This is a genomic window from Clostridium tagluense (assembly GCF_003865095.1).
GTDB lineage: Bacteria > Bacillota > Clostridia > Clostridiales > Clostridiaceae > Clostridium_AD > Clostridium_AD tagluense.
The window spans coordinates 1-17829 of the sequence record NZ_BHYK01000022.1; the positions used below are offsets into that span (position 1 = coordinate 1).

The 17829-nt window shown below is 30.5% G+C and carries 14 protein-coding genes; 11 read left to right on the forward strand and 3 right to left on the reverse strand.

All coding sequences use genetic code 11. The annotated features are described in order from the left end of the window. Positions 1-225: 225 nt before the first annotated feature. Together Ctaglu_RS17110 and Ctaglu_RS17115 are read right to left on the reverse strand one after the other, a co-directional pair. Positions 226-585, reverse strand: a complete 360-nt coding sequence (locus Ctaglu_RS17110; protein ID WP_125003920.1) for a hypothetical protein — start codon at positions 583-585, stop codon at positions 226-228. 46 nt (positions 586-631) lie between these two features. Beyond that, positions 632-2110, reverse strand: a complete 1479-nt coding sequence (locus Ctaglu_RS17115; RefSeq protein WP_125003922.1) for a nicotinate phosphoribosyltransferase — start codon at positions 2108-2110, stop codon at positions 632-634. A gap of 147 nt (positions 2111-2257) precedes the next feature. Between Ctaglu_RS17115 and Ctaglu_RS17120 the strand changes: the two genes are divergently transcribed. The 6 genes from Ctaglu_RS17120 to Ctaglu_RS17145 all read left to right on the forward strand — a co-directional run bounded on the left by Ctaglu_RS17120 (position 2258) and on the right by Ctaglu_RS17145 (position 10948). Then, a complete protein-coding gene (locus Ctaglu_RS17120; protein ID WP_125003924.1) occupies positions 2258-4288 on the forward strand; it encodes an ATP-dependent helicase in 2031 nt (676 codons plus the stop codon). A 153-nt stretch (positions 4289-4441) separates the two neighbouring features. Continuing rightward, complete coding sequence (locus Ctaglu_RS17125; RefSeq protein WP_125003926.1) at positions 4442-4741, forward strand: hypothetical protein; 300 nt, start codon at positions 4442-4444, stop codon at positions 4739-4741. A 106-nt stretch (positions 4742-4847) separates the two neighbouring features. Then, positions 4848-6953, forward strand: a complete 2106-nt coding sequence (locus Ctaglu_RS17130) for a cell division protein FtsA (protein ID WP_125003928.1) — start codon at positions 4848-4850, stop codon at positions 6951-6953. 63 nt (positions 6954-7016) lie between these two features. Continuing rightward, entirely contained in the window at positions 7017-8189 is a 1173-nt protein-coding gene (locus Ctaglu_RS17135; protein WP_125003930.1) for a M20 metallopeptidase family protein, read from the forward strand. Between the two features lie 135 nt (positions 8190-8324). Then, positions 8325-9278 carry an RluA family pseudouridine synthase gene (locus tag Ctaglu_RS17140; RefSeq protein ID WP_125003932.1) on the forward strand — a complete coding sequence of 318 codons (954 nt, stop codon included), beginning with the start codon at positions 8325-8327 and terminating at the stop codon, positions 9276-9278. A gap of 41 nt (positions 9279-9319) precedes the next feature. After that, on the forward strand, positions 9320-10948 hold the full coding sequence (locus tag Ctaglu_RS17145; RefSeq protein WP_125003934.1) for a putative polysaccharide biosynthesis protein: 1629 nt from the start codon (positions 9320-9322) through the stop codon (positions 10946-10948). Between the two features lie 31 nt (positions 10949-10979). Here Ctaglu_RS17145 and spoVB read toward each other — a convergent pair whose 3' ends face one another. Continuing rightward, positions 10980-12485, reverse strand: a complete 1506-nt coding sequence (gene spoVB, locus Ctaglu_RS17150; RefSeq protein WP_125003936.1) for a stage V sporulation protein B — start codon at positions 12483-12485, stop codon at positions 10980-10982. Positions 12486-12717: 232 nt separating this feature from the next. Here spoVB and Ctaglu_RS17155 point away from each other — a divergent pair, with 232 nt between their 5' ends. The 5 genes from Ctaglu_RS17155 to Ctaglu_RS17175 all read left to right on the forward strand — a co-directional run bounded on the left by Ctaglu_RS17155 (position 12718) and on the right by Ctaglu_RS17175 (position 17728). Beyond that, positions 12718-13290, forward strand: coding sequence for a ferritin family protein (locus Ctaglu_RS17155; protein ID WP_125003938.1), 573 nt, complete (start codon positions 12718-12720; stop codon positions 13288-13290). Between the two features lie 63 nt (positions 13291-13353). Then, positions 13354-14652 (forward strand): PQQ-dependent sugar dehydrogenase family protein, encoded by a 1299-nt coding sequence (locus Ctaglu_RS17160; RefSeq protein ID WP_125003940.1) that lies wholly within the window; start codon positions 13354-13356, stop codon positions 14650-14652. Between the two features lie 83 nt (positions 14653-14735). Continuing rightward, entirely contained in the window at positions 14736-15437 is a 702-nt protein-coding gene (locus tag Ctaglu_RS17165) for a zinc dependent phospholipase C family protein (protein ID WP_125003942.1), read from the forward strand. Between the two features lie 91 nt (positions 15438-15528). After that, the gene (locus Ctaglu_RS17170) at positions 15529-16068 is read left to right on the forward strand and encodes a methyltransferase domain-containing protein (RefSeq protein ID WP_125003944.1); all 540 of its coding nucleotides are present in this window, start codon (positions 15529-15531) and stop codon (positions 16066-16068) included. Next, entirely contained in the window at positions 16043-17728 is a 1686-nt protein-coding gene (locus tag Ctaglu_RS17175; protein WP_125003945.1) for a B12-binding domain-containing radical SAM protein, read from the forward strand. Before Ctaglu_RS17170 ends, Ctaglu_RS17175 begins: the two co-directional genes overlap by 26 nt. Positions 17729-17829 lie beyond the last annotated feature (101 nt).

Below are 17829 nucleotides of genomic sequence, written 5' to 3' on the forward strand. Positions count from 1 at the left end.
CATTGGAATTCGCAAACACAAGAAAAGGCTATTGGAGAATTTCCAACAGCCCAATTATGACTCGCTCATTAACAAATGATACTTTAAAGAGACGTAACTACATATTCTTTTCGGATTATTATAGCCACGTTAAACCGTAAACTAATGAAACGCCGTATACCGAACGGTACGTACGGTGTTGTGAAAGGGGCGAAACATTTTAATTGTTAGCCTCTATTCGATTCTCTAATGTGAACCACAATTTCCAGAGCAACCACTACAGGATGCACTATTAGACTTAGGACAATTTCTCTTGCTATCTTTTGTAGAAACTGTTTTAACCCAAAATCTAGAATCACTATAGGCTATTGTGAGTTCCATAATGCTATCCAAGAGAGTTTCATCATATAATATGGGCAAATCATCAATATTATTCTTTATGTCTCCTGTTTTAAAATTGTCTAAGTAAATGTCAACTTTTGCTGATTTACAGCAACCACTTACGTACATAAATCTTACGCTGGTATATTCATCCGTTTGCTTAAGCATTTCTATAAGCTTGCCGTGAGCATCTTTGGAAAGTTTGATTTTTAAAGTTTGATCCATAATACCTCCTTGTATTCCTTTAGGCTAGATAATAAATTTATTCATATTACTGCTCAAAGGTTTCGGAATAATAATTTAATAAGCCTTGCTTAAGGTTCCATAAATCCGAAGAAAGATCCACATAATAGGCATGAGGATTTTCAAATCTTAAAACTTCGCTCCATAATTTAGAAACTTCTTTAGCAGAAAATGCTTTTATATCCATAACAGACGGTGATTCATAAATCGGCTGTCCATTTTCGAAAATCTTAACCATAAGATCTTTTATATAGAAATTTTTAATTTTTTTCTTTTTCCAAGTATATATAGAATTAAATATTTCAAGGGGTTTAGTTTCATCGATTTCCTCATTGTGTAAGGTAATTAAATCTGCAATAGCCTTGTGGGATGTTTTATCGAAAATTCTATATAATTTTTTGAAAGCGGGATTGGTGATTTTTTCTTCATTTTCACTAATCTTAATTTTTGGTATTATTTCTCCGTCGTTTTCCACAGCAACAAGTTTATAAACACCGCCAAATACTGGTTCTGATCTTGCAGTAATAAGTCTTTCACCTACACCAAAGCTATCAATTTGTGCCCCACTTTCCAAAACCCCTCTTATAATATATTCATCAAGAGAATTGGAAATGGTGATTTTTACATCCTCATATCCAGCTTCATCTAACATTATTCTAACTTTTTTAGTTAGATAGGTAATATCACCGCTATCAATTCGAACTGCTTTAGGTCTTTTTCCCATAGGTTTAAGTACTTCATTAAATACCTTTATGGCATTAGGAACACCAGAGAGTAGTACATTATAAGTATCTATAAGTAGTACACAGTTATCAGGGTAAGTTTCAGACCATGCTTTAAAGGAATCGTATTCATTATCAAAAAGTTGTACCCAACTATGGGCCATAGTACCAAGGGCTGGAATACCAAACATTTCTTCAGCTATAGTGCAGGCAGTACCAACACAACCACCAATAACAGCAGCACGAGCTCCATATATAGCACCATCATAACCTTGGGCACGTCTAGAACCAAATTCCATAACAGGTCTGCCTTTTGCGGCTCTACATATTCTACTTGCTTTAGTAGCTATTAAGGTTTGATGATTAATTGTGAGGAGTATCATTGTCTCAACGAATTGAGCCTGCATAACAGGTCCTTTAACTATAACTAAGGGTTCACCAGGAAAAACAGGATAACCTTCTGGCACTGCCCATACATCACAGGAAAATTTGAAATCCTTTAGATAATCCATAAAATCATCTGAAAAAATATTTTTGCTTTTTAAATAGGATATATCATCATCTGAAAATTTTAAATTTGAAAGATATTCAATTAATTGTTGTACCCCTGCCATTATACAATAGCCACCACCGTCAGGTACTCGTCTAAAAAACATATCAAAGTAAGCAATCTTATCTTGAACATTATTATGAAGATAACCATTTCCCATAGTTAATTCATAAAAGTCTACGAGCATTGTTAAATTTCTTTCATTCTGCACATTAAAATCTTTTGAGTGTTTCATAATTTTTTCCCCTTTGAAATTTAATAAAAGTATATAATGGAATTATAACATATTTATATTTTAATGTTTAAATAGGATTAATACAATAGTATTTTGGGTATAAACATAATATATGACAATTGAATGAAGGTGGAGAACAAGCGTAATATGAATAATAAGGTGATTAAGAGTAAAATAAATTCAAATCTAAGTGAGCAACAAAGAGCAGCAGTTTTTTCAGATAATAGAAATTTACTAGTTACTGCAGGACCAGGATCCGGAAAAACCGTAGTTATAGTTAATAGAATTGTTCATTTAATAAATGAGCAAAATATTAAACCGAGTAATATTATCGTCATTACGTTTACAAGAGCTGCAGCTATTAATATGAAAAATAGATATATTGCTATCAATGGAAAAGAGAGAGTTCCGTTTTTTGGAACCTTTCATGGCTTGTTTTATAAGATCCTTAAAAATTATTATGGACAGATAAACATAATTAATACACTAGAGGTGTATAAGCTAATAAAAAATGTACTGATGTCCTATTTGGATGAGGTAAGCGATGAAAAAGTAAAGGAAGTCATAAATAATATTTCCGTATTTAAAACAAGTGGAAAAATAATTGATGATTTTAATTCAAGCATTGATAAAGGAATATTTGTAGCAGCTTATAATATTTATGAACAGTATAGGAAAGAAAGAAATTTATTTGATTTTGATGATCTCCAAATAGGATGTAGGGATTTATTTATAAAAAACTATACAATACTTAAGGGGTATAGAACTTTATTTAAGCATATTTTAGTTGATGAATTTCAAGATTGTGATTCTATGCAAGTAGATATACTAAAACTATTAAATGAAGACAGTTCTATTTTTGCAGTAGGAGATGAGGATCAATGTATTTATGGGTTCAGAGGCTCGAATCCTGAATGCATGGTGAAGTTTTCACAGCATTTTGAAGGGGGAGGCAAAGTTCCTCTTTCTACTAATTATAGATGTCCAAAGAACATAGTAGAAATATCTATGAATATTATAAAAAATAATAGCATGAGAAATGAAAAAACCATAGTAGCGTTTAAAGAGCAAGATGGTGGTATTGCAGTACTTAATAATATAAATGAAAACTCTCAGGCAGAGGAAATCAGCAGCATTATTCAAAGTCGCCATGAAACACTGGATAAAAATTATAAAAATAATGCCATATTGTACAGAACAAATGTGGAGTGTAGAAGTTTAATAGATGTTTTTATAAAGAAGAGAATACCTTTTATGCTTTTAGATAAGGAATATGATTTCTTTCAACATTTCATTTGTAAGGATATAATTGCATACTTAAAATTAAGTATTGATAAATCCGATAAAGAGAGCTTCCTTAGAATAATAAATAAACCTTTTAGATATGTAAGTAAATTAAATTTAGACAATTTAAGAAGAAATACTGTTAAAGAAGACTGTTTTGAAACTGTAAAGGATATTTCCGGCGTGCCAATCTTTCAAATGAAGATGCTAGATAAATTAAAAAAAAGTATTCACATTTTAAATAAAATTTCTCTAAGAAGCGCTATAGACAATATAGTTTTAAGTATCGGCTATCATGACTATATTAGAGAGTATTGTACTAAGTTTAAGATAGATTTAGGTGAGATGGAGGATGTCATTGAAGAGTTTAGGCAATCCATAGATGGGTATAACTCTATAATAGCTTTTCTAGCTCATGTAGACCAGGTTAAAGAAGAAATTAGTAAGGGCAAGAAAAATACAAATGAGGATGCGGTAATACTTAGTACAATTCATGGCGTGAAGGGTATGGAGTTTAAAAATGTATACCTTATTAATTGTAATGAGGAGAATATACCACATGTAAATAGTATGGACAATAACATAGAAGAAGAAAGAAGATTGTTTTATGTAGGAATCACAAGAGCCATAGATAATGTTTGGTTATGCATTTGTAAAAGTGTGAAAGGAAAAGCCAAGGAAACCTCACGATTTGTTGTGGAATGCAATATTATAGGGGGATTACCTACAGGGCTTCCTTTTAAGGAAGGGGACATTATACTACATAAAAATTTTGGCAAGGGAAAGGTAATTTCAATTACAAGTAAAGATTTAGATTTGAAATTTGAGGGTGGAATTACAAGAAAATTTGATGCGTCGGTATTGTATAATAACTCACTAATATCAAAAGTCTAGAAAAGAATTTGGGGTTAAATTATATGATTTATGTATTATATTATCTAGTTGCAAAGCAATTGAATAACACATATAATGTAATAGAGCGTAATATTTAACATGGAACATCAATATGTTATACTATAAAAGGTAGTCCTATTAAGGAGGAATATAATGGTTGCATTTAAGAAAATGTGGGAAGATGTACGATTAATTTTGTCAAATAAAGAATACTCAGAAGTAGAAATTTTGGAGAGATTTAACTGTGGGTTTACAGTTAAAGAGCGAGATAATATTATTTTTATTACAAGAGATGACTTTGTGGATTTTTGGTGCAAGCTATTGTATTATAATGAGTTATCATTGGAGCAGGTTTTAAAAGAGGATAAATCAAAACCAAAATATATTTACACTATTATAAAACAATTACCTTATATATCAGAAAACTCTGGAGTAATTAAGTTAATACAGTAGTTTTGTTGAAAGTTGCTATATAATGTTATATAATTTTAATAAGCTCATATTCTATGAATATGAGCTTATGTACATTAAAATAATTTTGTGAGGAAGAGGTATACAAATGGAAATCACAAATGTTAACGCAGAGGATATTATATTTGCTTTAGATATAGGAACAAGATCTATCATAGGGACAGTGGGGGTAATAGCTGAGAAAAAATTTCAAGTTATTGCTGAAAGTTACATAGAACATGAAGAAAGGGCTATGATTGATGGTCAAATTCATGATATTCAATTGGTAGCTAGTGGAGTAAAAAAAATAAAAAAAGAATTAGAGGGCAGTTTAAAGATTTCATTAACTAAGGTTGCTATTGCGGCTGCGGGAAGATTTTTAAGGACAACTGAAATAAAGTCTGAAATAGAAATTGAGGGCGATAATGAAATTGATAGAGAAGTCATTAGAAGTTTAGAGCTTACTGCAGTTAAAATGGCTGAGGATGAAGTTAATAAGTCCACACAAGGTAAACTTTATTGTGTAGGATATAGTGTGAAAAATTACTATTTAAATGGATACATAATCTCCAATCTAAACGCCCACAAAGGAGAGAAGATTGCAGTAGAAATAATTGCGACCTTCCTTCCACGCTCAGTGGTTGATAGTCTTTATGCTGTTATGAATAAAGCTGGACTTGAAGTTGTAAGTTTAACCTTAGAGCCAATAGCTGCTATGGAAGCTGCAGTGCCACAGAATTTAAGATTATTAAATTTAGCCTTAGTGGATATTGGAGCAGGTACCTCGGATATTGCGATTAGTAGCAAGGACAGCATAAGTGCTTATGGTATGGTGCCTATTGCAGGAGATGAGATAACTGAAATAATAGCGCAGGCTTATTTAGTTGATTTTAATACCGCTGAAATAATTAAAAAGCAGTGCAGTGGAAAAGACAAAATTCAATTTATAGATGTTTTAGGCTTTGAAAATGAAATAGAGCCAGAGGATGTATTGAAAATAATTAATCCTACAGTTACGAAGATTTCAGAAGAAATTGGGAATAAGATAATTGAATTAAATGGAGGAAAGGCTCCTAATGCAGTATTTCTAGTAGGTGGGGGAGCACATACACCTTTTATTAAAGAAAATATTGCTAAAATTTTAAATCTACCAATTCAAAGGGTTGCAATTAAAGGTCGGGATGCAGTAGTTGACTGTATATGTGATGGTAAGCTTGGAAGCATAGGAGTTACAGTTTTAGGCATTGCACTTATATCAATAAAGAAACTAGGTCATGATTTTGTTGACGTCACCATAAATGATAAGATTATAAGTCTATTTAATGCACATAAACATACGGTTATGGATGTAATGGTACAATCAGGCATAAACCCGAAAATATTGATTGGAAAAAATGGACGTAATATAAGATTTGTAGTTAATGAGATAAAACGAGTGGCCTTTGGAACTCTTGGCACGGGAGCAGAAATAAGGATAAACAGTATACCTAGTAATATTGATTCTGAGGTAAAAGAAGGCGATGTTATTGAAATTGATTTCTGTATTGATGGAAAAAATGCTGAGCCTAAAATTATAGATTTTGTGAAGAATATTCAAGCTGTGAGTTTTTATTTTGATGATATAATACAAAATATTGAGCCAGCAACATTTATTAATGGCGAAAGGTCGCGAATAAACGCTGTAATAAAAGAAGATGACGATGCTCGCATAGTGTTCCCTACTACAATACAGGAATACGCAAATTATTTCCCTGATATTGCATGTGGTTCAACTTTTATAATGAATAATAAAGAGCTACAAAAGGATTATATTATAAAAGAAGGGGACAGAATATATAGTGTAATTGAAAAGGATGAAAGTATTGTGGAAGATGTGGAAGAACAAGAGGTGAAACAAGCTGATATACCCTTCGAAATTCACAAGGAAATAGAAAATAAGGAGTCCATAGCTAATGAGAAGCAGGCTAACATAGAAATTGTACATACTAAATTAGAAAGCGGAGTGCCAAGTGTTATTGTTGAAGTTAATAAAAAAAACATTACCCTTAAAAATAAAGAAAAATACATATTTCTTGATATATTTGATTATGTAGAATTCGATTTATCTATTTCAAAGGGAAACTTAATACTGACACTCAATGGAAGCAAAGCTAGTTATTACGAGACGCTAAATAATGGAGATGTAATTCAAATGTATTGGGAAAAACAGCATTAGTACATCCTAAATAAAATAAATTACTTGTTTTGAAAGTGACTAACAATTAAAGAGGTGTAATTATTGAATTTTTTAGATAGGGCAAAAAGTATTGAAAGTGAGTTAATAGAAATAAGGCGTGATCTTCATGAAAACCCAGAACTAGGCTTTAATTTATTTAGAACATCTCAAAAGGTAAAAGACTTTTTATCAGTAGAGGGAATTGAATTTTATGAAGTAGCTGGAACAGGAATTTGTGCTATTATTCGCGGCAAGGGTGGAAAAACCATTGCGCTAAGGGCGGATATGGATGCACTTCCTCTAGAGGATAAGAAAATATGCAGTTACGCATCAAAAACTTTAGGTAAAATGCATGCTTGTGGGCATGATGCTCATACCACCATACTTTTAGGAACAGCAAAAATATTAAATAGCATGAAAGATGAAATCCGAGGCAATGTTAAATTGTTTTTTGAACCAGCAGAAGAAACTACTGGTGGTGCGCCTTTAATGATTAAAGAGGGAGTGCTAGAGCATCCTAGCGTAGATGCTGTTATTGGGCTTCATGTAGAAGAGTGGCTAGAAGCTGGGACTGTTGGTATAAAAAGAGGTGATGCCTATGCAGCATCAAATCCATTTACTATAAAAATAATAGGTAAAGGAGGACATGGTGCAAGTCCACATATGACTATTGATCCTATTGTAATAGCTAGCAATGTTATTATTTCTCTTCAAAATATTGTAAGTCGAGAAATTCCACCCACAGATGCAGCCGTTATAACTATAGGATCCATTCATGGAGGCACAGCTCAAAATATTATACCAGAAGAAGTGACAATATCAGGGATTATTAGAACTATGAAAAGTGAACATAGAGAATATATAAAAAAAAGATTAGTCCAGGTAGTAGAGGGCATTGTGCACTCTATGAGAGGCAAATGTGAAATTGATATAGAGGAAAGCTACCCTTGTCTTTATAATAACGATAAACTAGCGGAGATGTTTGAAAAAAAAGCAAGTGAATTAATTGGTGAGGACAATGTTTATAAATTAGATAAGCCTACTATGGGAGTGGAAAGTTTTGCTTATTTCTCAATGGAAAGACCATCACTATTTTATTTTCTAGGAAGTGGAAACGCAGAAAAAGGTATAGTAAATCCGGCTCATGGAAGTTTATTTGACATAGATGAGAGTTGTATAAAAGTAGGTGTAGCTATGCAATGTAAACTCGCTTACGAATTTTTATTGAATTCATAACCCATATTAGTATATAATTGATGCTTGATGTGTTTTTTAAAAAGTGTAAGTTGATTTATTACAAAATAAATTAGATTATCTGAGGATTCGTCATTATATAAAAGAACAAGAGATAGAAGAATTAGGAGGATATGGATGAGGATAGAAATTGGAGCAAATGAAGCAGGACAAAGAACAGATAAATTTATGAGAAAAGTACTTGGTGATGTACCACTTAGCAAAATATATAAAGCATTTAGAAAAGGTGATATTAGGGTCAATGGTAGCAAAATAAAGGAAAAACATTCACTAGTAGAAGGTGATATTGTTGAAACAAAATATATTACCAGTGAGTTTAAAAAGGAAGAGTTTAAAAGAATTGATAATAATTTGAAAATAACTTTTGAGGATTCAAATATATTAATGGTGGAAAAATGGCCAGGTGTTTTAGTTCATTCTGATAAAGTGGGCGGCGAAGCTACTTTAATAGATTATGTGCTTTCTTATTTATTTGATAAGGGAGATTACAGACCAGAAAATGAAATAACCTTTACCCCAGCACCATGTAATAGACTAGATAGAAATACTTCAGGTATAGTTATCTTTGGTAAGAATTTCAAATCTCTTAAACTTTTGAATGAAATGATAAGAGAGCGAAACGTTGAGAAATTTTATATGGCACTAGTAAGTAATAGGATTAAAGATGGAGTTTACGAAGGATATATACGTAAAGATGAAGATGCAAATATATCACAGGTATTTGACACTCAAATGCCAAATACAAAAAAAATAGCAATGGAAGTTAAAACTTTGCAAAGTTGTGGTACATTCTCTTTAATAGATATTAATCTTTTAACAGGAAGAAGCCATCAGCTTCGCGCACATTTAAGCCATTTAGGAAATGCAATTGTTGGTGATTCAAAATACGGAGATAAAAAAATGAATAGTTTTTTCAATAATAAATATGGTTTAGATTATCAATTTCTATATGCATATAAGGCAACATTTAAGAATTGCCCAGAAGAACTATCTTATATGGAGAACAAAACTATTGCAGAAAGTTTACCACCAGTATTAAAAAAGATTAAAAAAGACGTATTTAAATTTTAGAGGGTGTTTAGACACATTACAGCACCGAAGGTGATGATTTAATGAGTGAAAAAGCGAATTTAGAAAAACAATCTACCACAAAAGGCTTTGCCATATTATCTGCAGCAGGTTTTATGGTTAAGCTTTTATCCCTACTCTACGTACCTTTTTTAAACAATATATTAGGTAAGCAAGGCTATGGTGTATATTCTTCTGCTTACAGTATATTTGTATATATGTATATTTTAACAAATGCAGGTATTCCTGTGGCTATTTCCAAGATGGTTTCAGAGCTTATAGCTATTGAAAATTATAAAGATGCAGTAAAGACTTTTAAAATAGCTAGATTTTTACTTTTGATATTAGGCATGATTATGTCTATTTTAATGATTATTTTCGCAGCACCTCTAGCCAATAAAACAGCTAGTTCTTCTGCAAGACTGGCAATTATGTCATTGGCACCAACTATTTTAATATCATCTGTATTATCAGCTTATAGAGGGTATTTTCAAGGCCGAGGAAATATGACCCCTACTGCTGTATCTCAGGTATTAGAACAAATTGCTAATACTATATTTAGTTTAGCTTTTGCAGCTTATTTTATAAGATATGGTATAGCGGCAGGTGCGGCAGGTGGAACTATTGGAACATCTGTAGGCGCGCTAGTGGCAGTCTTATATATGATTTATTTTTATGAAAAAAATAAAGTTTTTAGAGTTCCAAAAGGATATAATAAATTAGCAATAAAAAGATTGACTACTAAAAAACTAATAAAAAAATTATTAAGCTATTCTGTACCAATGACAGTATGTTTAGGAATACAACAATCAGGGTTAATTATAGATTTATGGTTAGTTAAATCAAGAATGATAGCTGTTGGAATTGACAAAATACAGGTTGATGTTTTATGGGGTGTACTAAATAAATACACATCTTTAATAAGTGTGCCGATAGCTATTATATCATCACTTGCTATAACTATTTTACCATCTATATCTAGCTTAATGGTACTTAGGGATAAAAAAGCTGTAAGAGACAAAGTTAATTATGCCTTTAGGCTATGTTTTTTAGTGGCAGTCCCTTCGGCAGTTGGACTTGCGGTTTTAGCTAAACCTATAATAGGTTTACTTAAGTATGATTCTGATGTTTCAAGATTACTAATATATGGATCAGTGATAATAATACTTATGGCTGTGGTTGCTATTCAAACTTCAATTCTTCAAGGTCTTGGAAAACTTTACTTAGTTACCATTTATGCAGTGGTGGGATTAATAGGGAAAACAGTTACTAATTATATTTTTGTAGCAATACCAAGCATTAATATATTGGGTGCTGTTATGGCCAATGGAGTAAGTTTTGCCATACTTTTAATATTGAACTATAGTGCTATGAACAAAGTGCTAAGGGTTAAAATTAATCTATTTAGTCATGCAATTAAACCAATAATAGCCGCAGGTTTTATGGCCATTGTCGCAAAACTAATGTATGTTAATTTTAATTTTGTACTTAGTTTTGTTCGTGAAGGCTATTTTGCTAATGCTATTGCTATATTAATAGCTATGGTTTTTGCTATATTAACTTATTTCTTTACTTTAGTGATGATAGGTGGAATAACTAAAGAAGATTTAGGGGTATTACCTCACAAGATTACGAAACTTATACCTAAGTATATTTTAAATAAAATCAGGTAGAAATTTAAACAAATCTAATGCTTTTAAAGCGCTAGACTTGTTTACTTTTTTTTGTAAGGAAAAAAGAAAAGAATATTAGAGAGAAGCCAGTGGCAATAATTACTACGTTTTTAGTAATAAACATAGAATTTGGCAATGCATTATCTAGAATTTTCAATATAAAGTATAAGAATATGCTAAGACAAATATTGATTAATAATTCTGCCCCTGAAAACTCTAGATAGCAGCTCTTTTTGATGGCATTAATATTCAATATAAAACTTATTACAGAGGTTATAATGAGAGTTATGCCGTAGCCTAAAATGTTTATACTTGGGATACCTAATAATATATACAGCAATATAAGCTGGAGAATAGAGGTTATTACTGAATTTACTAAAAGAGATTTTTGTTTGCCAAGTCCATTCAAAATTCCAAAGGTGGAACCAGACATGTACATAAATGGTGCGCTTAATGCAGCAAGGCGTATGTAGGTGCCTAAGTCATATCTGTCAAAAAATAGTTTTCCTAAAGAGTCCCCAATGCATAAACATATTATCATAGTTGAAATACCTAGTAAAAATGAAATCTTTATAACTTCCATTATTCTATGCTCTAGTGCATTATAATCATTTTTACTAATGCTTTTAGAAATATCTGGAGTTAATATGGTTGCCATGGACATTACAATGATAAACGGAAAGAAGACGATGCTCATAGCCATACCTGAAAACTTACCTATTAGGGCGAGGCTGGCGGTATATTCAAGGCCTGCGCAAACTAGCCGCCTTGGTACAATCAAAGTGGATAGGGCGGAAATTATAGTGTTTAAAAAACCATTTAAGCTTAAGGGGAGTGAAACAACCAGAATGTTAAATAAAAGTTGAGCTCTTCCTTCGGCTTTTTTTCTGTAACCTCTAAATTTATTTTTGCTTTTTTCATAGAAGATAAATAATAGAATAAAACTTATTAATTCTCCAATGCTTAAGGAAATATAAGTAGCAGTCACAGTAGAAGTTACATTTTTTAATGCAAAATAATTTATTAGACCAAGTATTATAGCCATTCTTACGAATTTTTCAACTACGTCTATGATTGCAGGAACTTTAACATTTGAAATACCGTAGAAATAACCCTTGTATATAGATGAAAGAGCAACAAAGATTAGTGCGGGGCAAATAACCCAAAGGGAATATAGTGTCCTTGTGTCTTTTATTATATATGTACTAATGTAGGGTGAAAAAAGAAATACTAAAATCGTTATTAATATAGCCCATATAAAATCAAAAACTAAGGCAGTATGTATAGATTTGTTAAGATTACCATAATCATTTATTCCATAATAAGCTGAAGCTTCCTTTGAAATAGCGGTTACCATTCCACCACAAATAAGACAAGTGAATAAATCGTAAATAGGCATTACTAGGCTATATAGACCCATACCTTCTGCCCCTAATTTTTTTGAAAGTAGAATTGAAAACATAAATCTGAGTATTCCAGCAGTTAAATTTGATACCGTGAGAATTATTGAGTCTCTATAGAAATTATCTTTAATCATAAAAGCCCCCTCCCTTTTTTTTAGCATTGGTAGTTAACGGTTATTAATAATTATTATGTGAAGCTTTATGATTATATTCTAAAAGAACATGAAAATTATATAATGCAAATTGTAAGAATGGAGAGCTTTTTATGTTAAAATAATTGTATTAGTAATAAAAAAAGTAACAAGTCAAAATAGACTAGCACAGGACTTGATAATTAACTAAGTGTGAATTAAGGAGAGTAATAATATGAAATGTTTGATATGCGGGATGAATATAAATATAAACAATTTCAATGTGAATAACCAAGGATTATTAGAAACAAATGAAAGCGATCATATTAAATATTGTCCCTTTTGTGGTGTTAGTGCTACATATTTAAAACCTGAAGACGAAACAAATTTTAAAGAAGAAATCTATAAAGTCCCCACTGAAAGTTTAGATGAGAATACTTTAATAATACTAGAGCATGCAATGAAGCTTGAAATATTTAATTCGGATTTTTATAAGGCGGCAGCAAAACTTGCTCATAGCTTGGCTGTTAAAGAAACTTTTGTAGCACTCTCAAAGATTGAATATGTACATGCTATAGTGCATCAAAAGCTAGGAGGCTTCAAACAAATACCTACACTAGTTGATATAGACTATAGTAAACATAAAAGCGACAAAAGCTTAATGGAACTTGCAGAAAATAGAGAGATTCATGCTGCCAGATTTTATGAAAAACAGGGAAACAAAATAAACAATACAATTATTAAAGAAGTATTTCATGCTTTATGGTCAGTTGAGCGAGAGCATATACAAATTGCTAGAAATTATTAATACATATACTCTAATCTATGTAAATATATATAGATTAGAGTATTTTTAATTTGGGGGGAAAGTATGAAGAAGACCATTGGTTTTATAGTGATTTTAGCTATAATGGCTTTTGCACTGTTTTCATTAAAGAGTTCTTTAAGCGAATATAGGATCACCATGAAAGATGAAGCTATAAAACCACAGATACTGTTTAAGGGATTAAGTGGAGCAGTAGATTTTACGAGAGACAGTGATGGAAACTATTACGTAGCTTTCAAAGACCACGTGCAGTACATTGATAAAGCTGGTAGTGCATATAATTTGTTTACTAATAAGAAGCTAAGTATAACTAGTTTAGATTATAATAATAGTGTGCTGTATTACGCATCAGGTGCATTTATTTATTCTTATAATTTAAAATCAAAGAAAAATAGTGAAATAATTAAGAATATACCTAATTATGGGGATTATAATAATAGTTTGATTAGAGTTAATGGAGATTATCTATTTGTTACAATAGGGTCAGCTAGCAATTCTGGGGTAGTGGGTCTTGATAATTCGTGGATAGGTGATTATCCTCAAAATCATGATATTTCACCAAAAGATATAACTATAAAAGGGATTAATTTCGGAGAGGAAGAAACTGGATCATTTGTTTCATATAAAACTAAAAATATAAAGGGACAAATCATAACAGGACATATGATTGGAAATTCATCCATAATAATTTACAATTTAAAAACTGGAGCTCAGGGAAAGTTTGCTTGGGGTATTAGAAATATCAAAGGCATAGATTTTAACAGTGAGGGCAAAATAATAGCTTCTGTTGGAGGAATGGAGGATAGAGGGTTAAGACCTGTGATTGGAGATAGTGATTATATATACCAAATTAAAAAGAATGTATGGTATGGTTTTCCAGATTATGCTGGTGGAGATCCAATAAGCTCCCCTAAATTTAAAGGTACAAATAACAATACTATACCTTTTATTTTAGATCAGCACCCTACAACAAACCCACCTGCACCAATATATAAGCATAGTGCAGTAGATAGTTTGGTAGGTTTATCATTTGATAAAGAAGGAATCTTAGGTGATAAAGAATGTATATATTTTTATGAAAAGAAAGATAATAGTATATATAGTTTAAATAAGAATAATGTACTTAAAGAAAAGATTAACTTTGGAGGCGACACCTATATATCTAGTATTAAGTTTTTTAATAAATTAATTCTATTAGATTCTAAAAGTGGATATCTAATATCAATAGAAAAAAAACAAAGTGATGTTATAGGGAAGGGAACAGAAAGATTTTTTTACTATTTATTAGCAATTGTAGTAACTTTAATAGTTAGCATACTTGTAGGACTCGGCAAAAAGAACTAGAATAGAGTAAATACATATTGTTGCAAATTAATAATATGTTTTCAAAGTCAATTTAGTGTATACTAAATTAAGAGGTGAACAGTTTGAAGAAAAAAATTGAAGCTACTTATGGAAAAACTTTAAAAGCCTTAATGATAACAGTAAATCCAATCAAAAAAAAGATCATGAAAACTCACTGTATTGTTCATAAATTTATAAATATTCAAGCTATCGAAATATTAAAAAATCAGGGATATAGTGATGTTCATAGTTTTTACAAATCACATATAAAAGAATTAAACAATGGAGTTACGTGGGCAGATCAAGACTTTAAGAGCTCAAATCATTTTTATCATCACTTTAAGGGTACTGGCCTTTATGGATTTTCAAATGCATTAACTGAATTCCAGAAATATTATAAAAGCGCTTTGAAATTCGTGGAGGCAGGGGATATTAGGCAAGCAATGTTTTATTTTGGAGCAGCATGCCATTTAGTTCAAGATGCTACAGTTCCGCAGCATGTGAACAATAAACTCCTGAAAAATCACAGAAATTTTGAACTTTGGATTATAAGTAAATTAATGAGTGATTATTCTTTTCCTATTTTCAATGAAATAATAAAGCAAGATAAGGTAGAAGACTATATAAAAAACAATGCAGTATTTGCTAATAAGACTTATATTTCCTACGCAAATGTAAAAAGCAAAGAAGAAAAATACAATAAAATATCTGTACTTATAGTGCAGAGGGCACAAAAGACTACCGCAGGGTTAATGCTAAATTTTTATAATGAAATTAAGAAATAATTCCTTTGTTTTAGAGGAATTATTTTGTTTTTGAAGAATAATTTAAAAACAAGTAAACATATAAAATTATATTTGATGAGGGGGTCAATAATTGAAAAGGGAGGTTTTTATAAACTTAGAAAAAGAAATTTTCAAGGGAAATATATTAGACATAGGTTTTTCTAATTATGGGATTATATATAACATATGCAAACAATATATTGATGATAGCAATAGTGTAGAGTATATAGAAGGCAAAGGGGATAAGACAAAAATAGAGGAAGGTTCATATGACACCTGTGCACTGTTTTTTACACTAAGTGATATGAAATTCACAAAGAGCAAAGAAAAATTGATAGAAGATGTATATAAATTTTTGAAAAGGGATGGGTTATTATATATATGGGACATAGATAAGGGCTTTGGTAAAATTTTTAATTCAAGAATAAATATTGTGTTACCTGATAAAAATACAAAAAAAATAAATTTAAGAGACTTAAATTTATTTAAAAATAGTTCTAAAGAAAATACAATTCAAATTTTAAAGCCTTATTTTGAAATAACAACTTTGAAAAGTTCTGACAATATTTATTACATGATATGCAAAAGGAGAGGAAAATCAAAAGATGAAAGTATTATTAGTGGGAATTAATTCTAGATTTACACACAGTAACCTTGCAATTAGGTATTTAAAAGCATTTACTGAGGATTTAAATTATCAGTGCCTTATAAGAGAGTTTTCTATAAATGATAGAGTGGAGCGAATTGTTCAAGAAATTATAAGAGAAAAAGCCGATATAGTGGTTTTTTCTTGTTACATATGGAATAGAGATTATGTTAAACAGATATCTGATTTGCTAAAACTTATAGATAATAATATAAAATTGTTATATGGAGGTCCAGAAGTGTCTTTTGATAGTGAAAATTATTTAAAAGATAGCTTTGCTGATTACTTAATTGAGGGAGAAGGGGAAGAAACCTACAGAGAATTTATAGAATACATGATAGCAGGTAATGACCTTAAAGATATTAAAGGCTTGTACTATAAAGAAAATGATAAAATATTTTATGGCGGGAAAAGAAAACTTATGGATTTAAATAAGATTGTTTTCCCCTATAACATTGATGATGATTTAAATAACAAAATAGTATATTTCGAAGCTTCACGTGGATGTCCTTTTAACTGCAAATATTGTCTTTCTTCAACTATACGTGGAGTTAGGTTTATGGATTTAGAAAGGGTTAAAGTTGACTTAAAGTTTTTAATAGATAAAAATGTAAAACTTATAAAATTTGTTGATAGAACTTTTAATTGTAGTGATGAATTTGCTATGGGAATTTGGGAATATTTAATGAGTTTAGAGACAGAGACCACTTTTCATTTTGAAATCTCAGCAGATATATTAAATGATAAACAGCTTAAACTTTTAGAAAAGGCACCAAAGGGGAGATTTCAGTTTGAAGTAGGCGTTCAGACAACAAATAATGAAGTATTAAAAAATATAAATAGATTTGTAGTTTTCGAAGATATAAAAAAACAGGTTATGGAGCTAAAAAAATATGGCAATATAAAGCAACATCTAGATTTAATTGCAGGACTTCCAGGGGAAAACTTTGAATCCTTTAAAAAGTCTTTTAATGATTTATACGCCATAGAACCGGACGAAATACAACTTGGATTCCTTAAAATATTAAAAGGCGCACCTATGAAAGATGAAGCAGAACAGTGGGGGATTGTTCACTCAAACTATACTCCCTATGAGGTGCTGAAAACCAAGGACATAAGTTATGATGAAATCATTCTTCTAAAAAGAGTTGAAGAGATGGTGGATAAATACTATAATTCTCAAAAATTTAAAACTATATTAAAATATTTTACTCCTAAATTTGAATCTGCCTTTGATTTTTATTTGTGCTTAGGCACATTTTTTTATAATAAAGGGTATCTTAGTAGAAGTATATCTTCTGTAGATTACTATAAAATATTTATTGAATTTAATGAAGAAAAACTTAAAGGTGAAAATTTTGCTTTAAAAGAGATTGTTAAATATGATTATCTTAAATATAACAAAAAGAAATGGCTTCCCAATTTTCTACTTAGAGATGTAAACAAGGAAACAGAAAAAAAGATTAAAGAAAAGTTGCTGCAAAACGATAGTATAAACAATACTAACAATATTCATATTGAAAAATTTATGATTAATATTTTAGAATATATAGAGAATAATAATATTTGTGAGGAAGCTCATTATTTAATTTATGATATTAATGATGAGGAGAATATAAAAGATGTAACTTATATACTAGTTTAAAATATGAAAGAAGAACTTCGCGAAATTTCAAAAAAAACCCAAAAGCTACCTTAAAAATCGTAATAATCGCAGAAAAATGATTTAATATTACGAATATTTGT

Bases quoted from the DNA above. Each gene is read 5' to 3' on its own strand.
- Ctaglu_RS17175 (WP_125003945.1), top strand. From the start codon at position 16,043: ATGAAAGTATTATTAGTGGGAATTAATTCTAGATTTACACACAGTAAC.
- Ctaglu_RS17120 (WP_125003924.1), top strand. From the start codon at position 2,258: ATGAATAATAAGGTGATTAAGAGTAAAATAAATTCAAATCTAAGTGAG.
- Ctaglu_RS17115 (WP_125003922.1), bottom strand. From the start codon at position 2,110: ATGAAACACTCAAAAGATTTTAATGTGCAGAATGAAAGAAATTTAACA.
- Ctaglu_RS17110 (WP_125003920.1), bottom strand. From the start codon at position 585: ATGGATCAAACTTTAAAAATCAAACTTTCCAAAGATGCTCACGGCAAG.
- Ctaglu_RS17125 (WP_125003926.1), top strand. From the start codon at position 4,442: ATGGTTGCATTTAAGAAAATGTGGGAAGATGTACGATTAATTTTGTCA.
- Ctaglu_RS17160 (WP_125003940.1), top strand. From the start codon at position 13,354: ATGAAGAAGACCATTGGTTTTATAGTGATTTTAGCTATAATGGCTTTT.
- spoVB (WP_125003936.1), bottom strand. From the start codon at position 12,485: ATGATTAAAGATAATTTCTATAGAGACTCAATAATTCTCACGGTATCA.
- Ctaglu_RS17130 (WP_125003928.1), top strand. From the start codon at position 4,848: ATGGAAATCACAAATGTTAACGCAGAGGATATTATATTTGCTTTAGAT.
- Ctaglu_RS17145 (WP_125003934.1), top strand. From the start codon at position 9,320: ATGAGTGAAAAAGCGAATTTAGAAAAACAATCTACCACAAAAGGCTTT.
- Ctaglu_RS17155 (WP_125003938.1), top strand. From the start codon at position 12,718: ATGAAATGTTTGATATGCGGGATGAATATAAATATAAACAATTTCAAT.
- Ctaglu_RS17140 (WP_125003932.1), top strand. From the start codon at position 8,325: ATGAGGATAGAAATTGGAGCAAATGAAGCAGGACAAAGAACAGATAAA.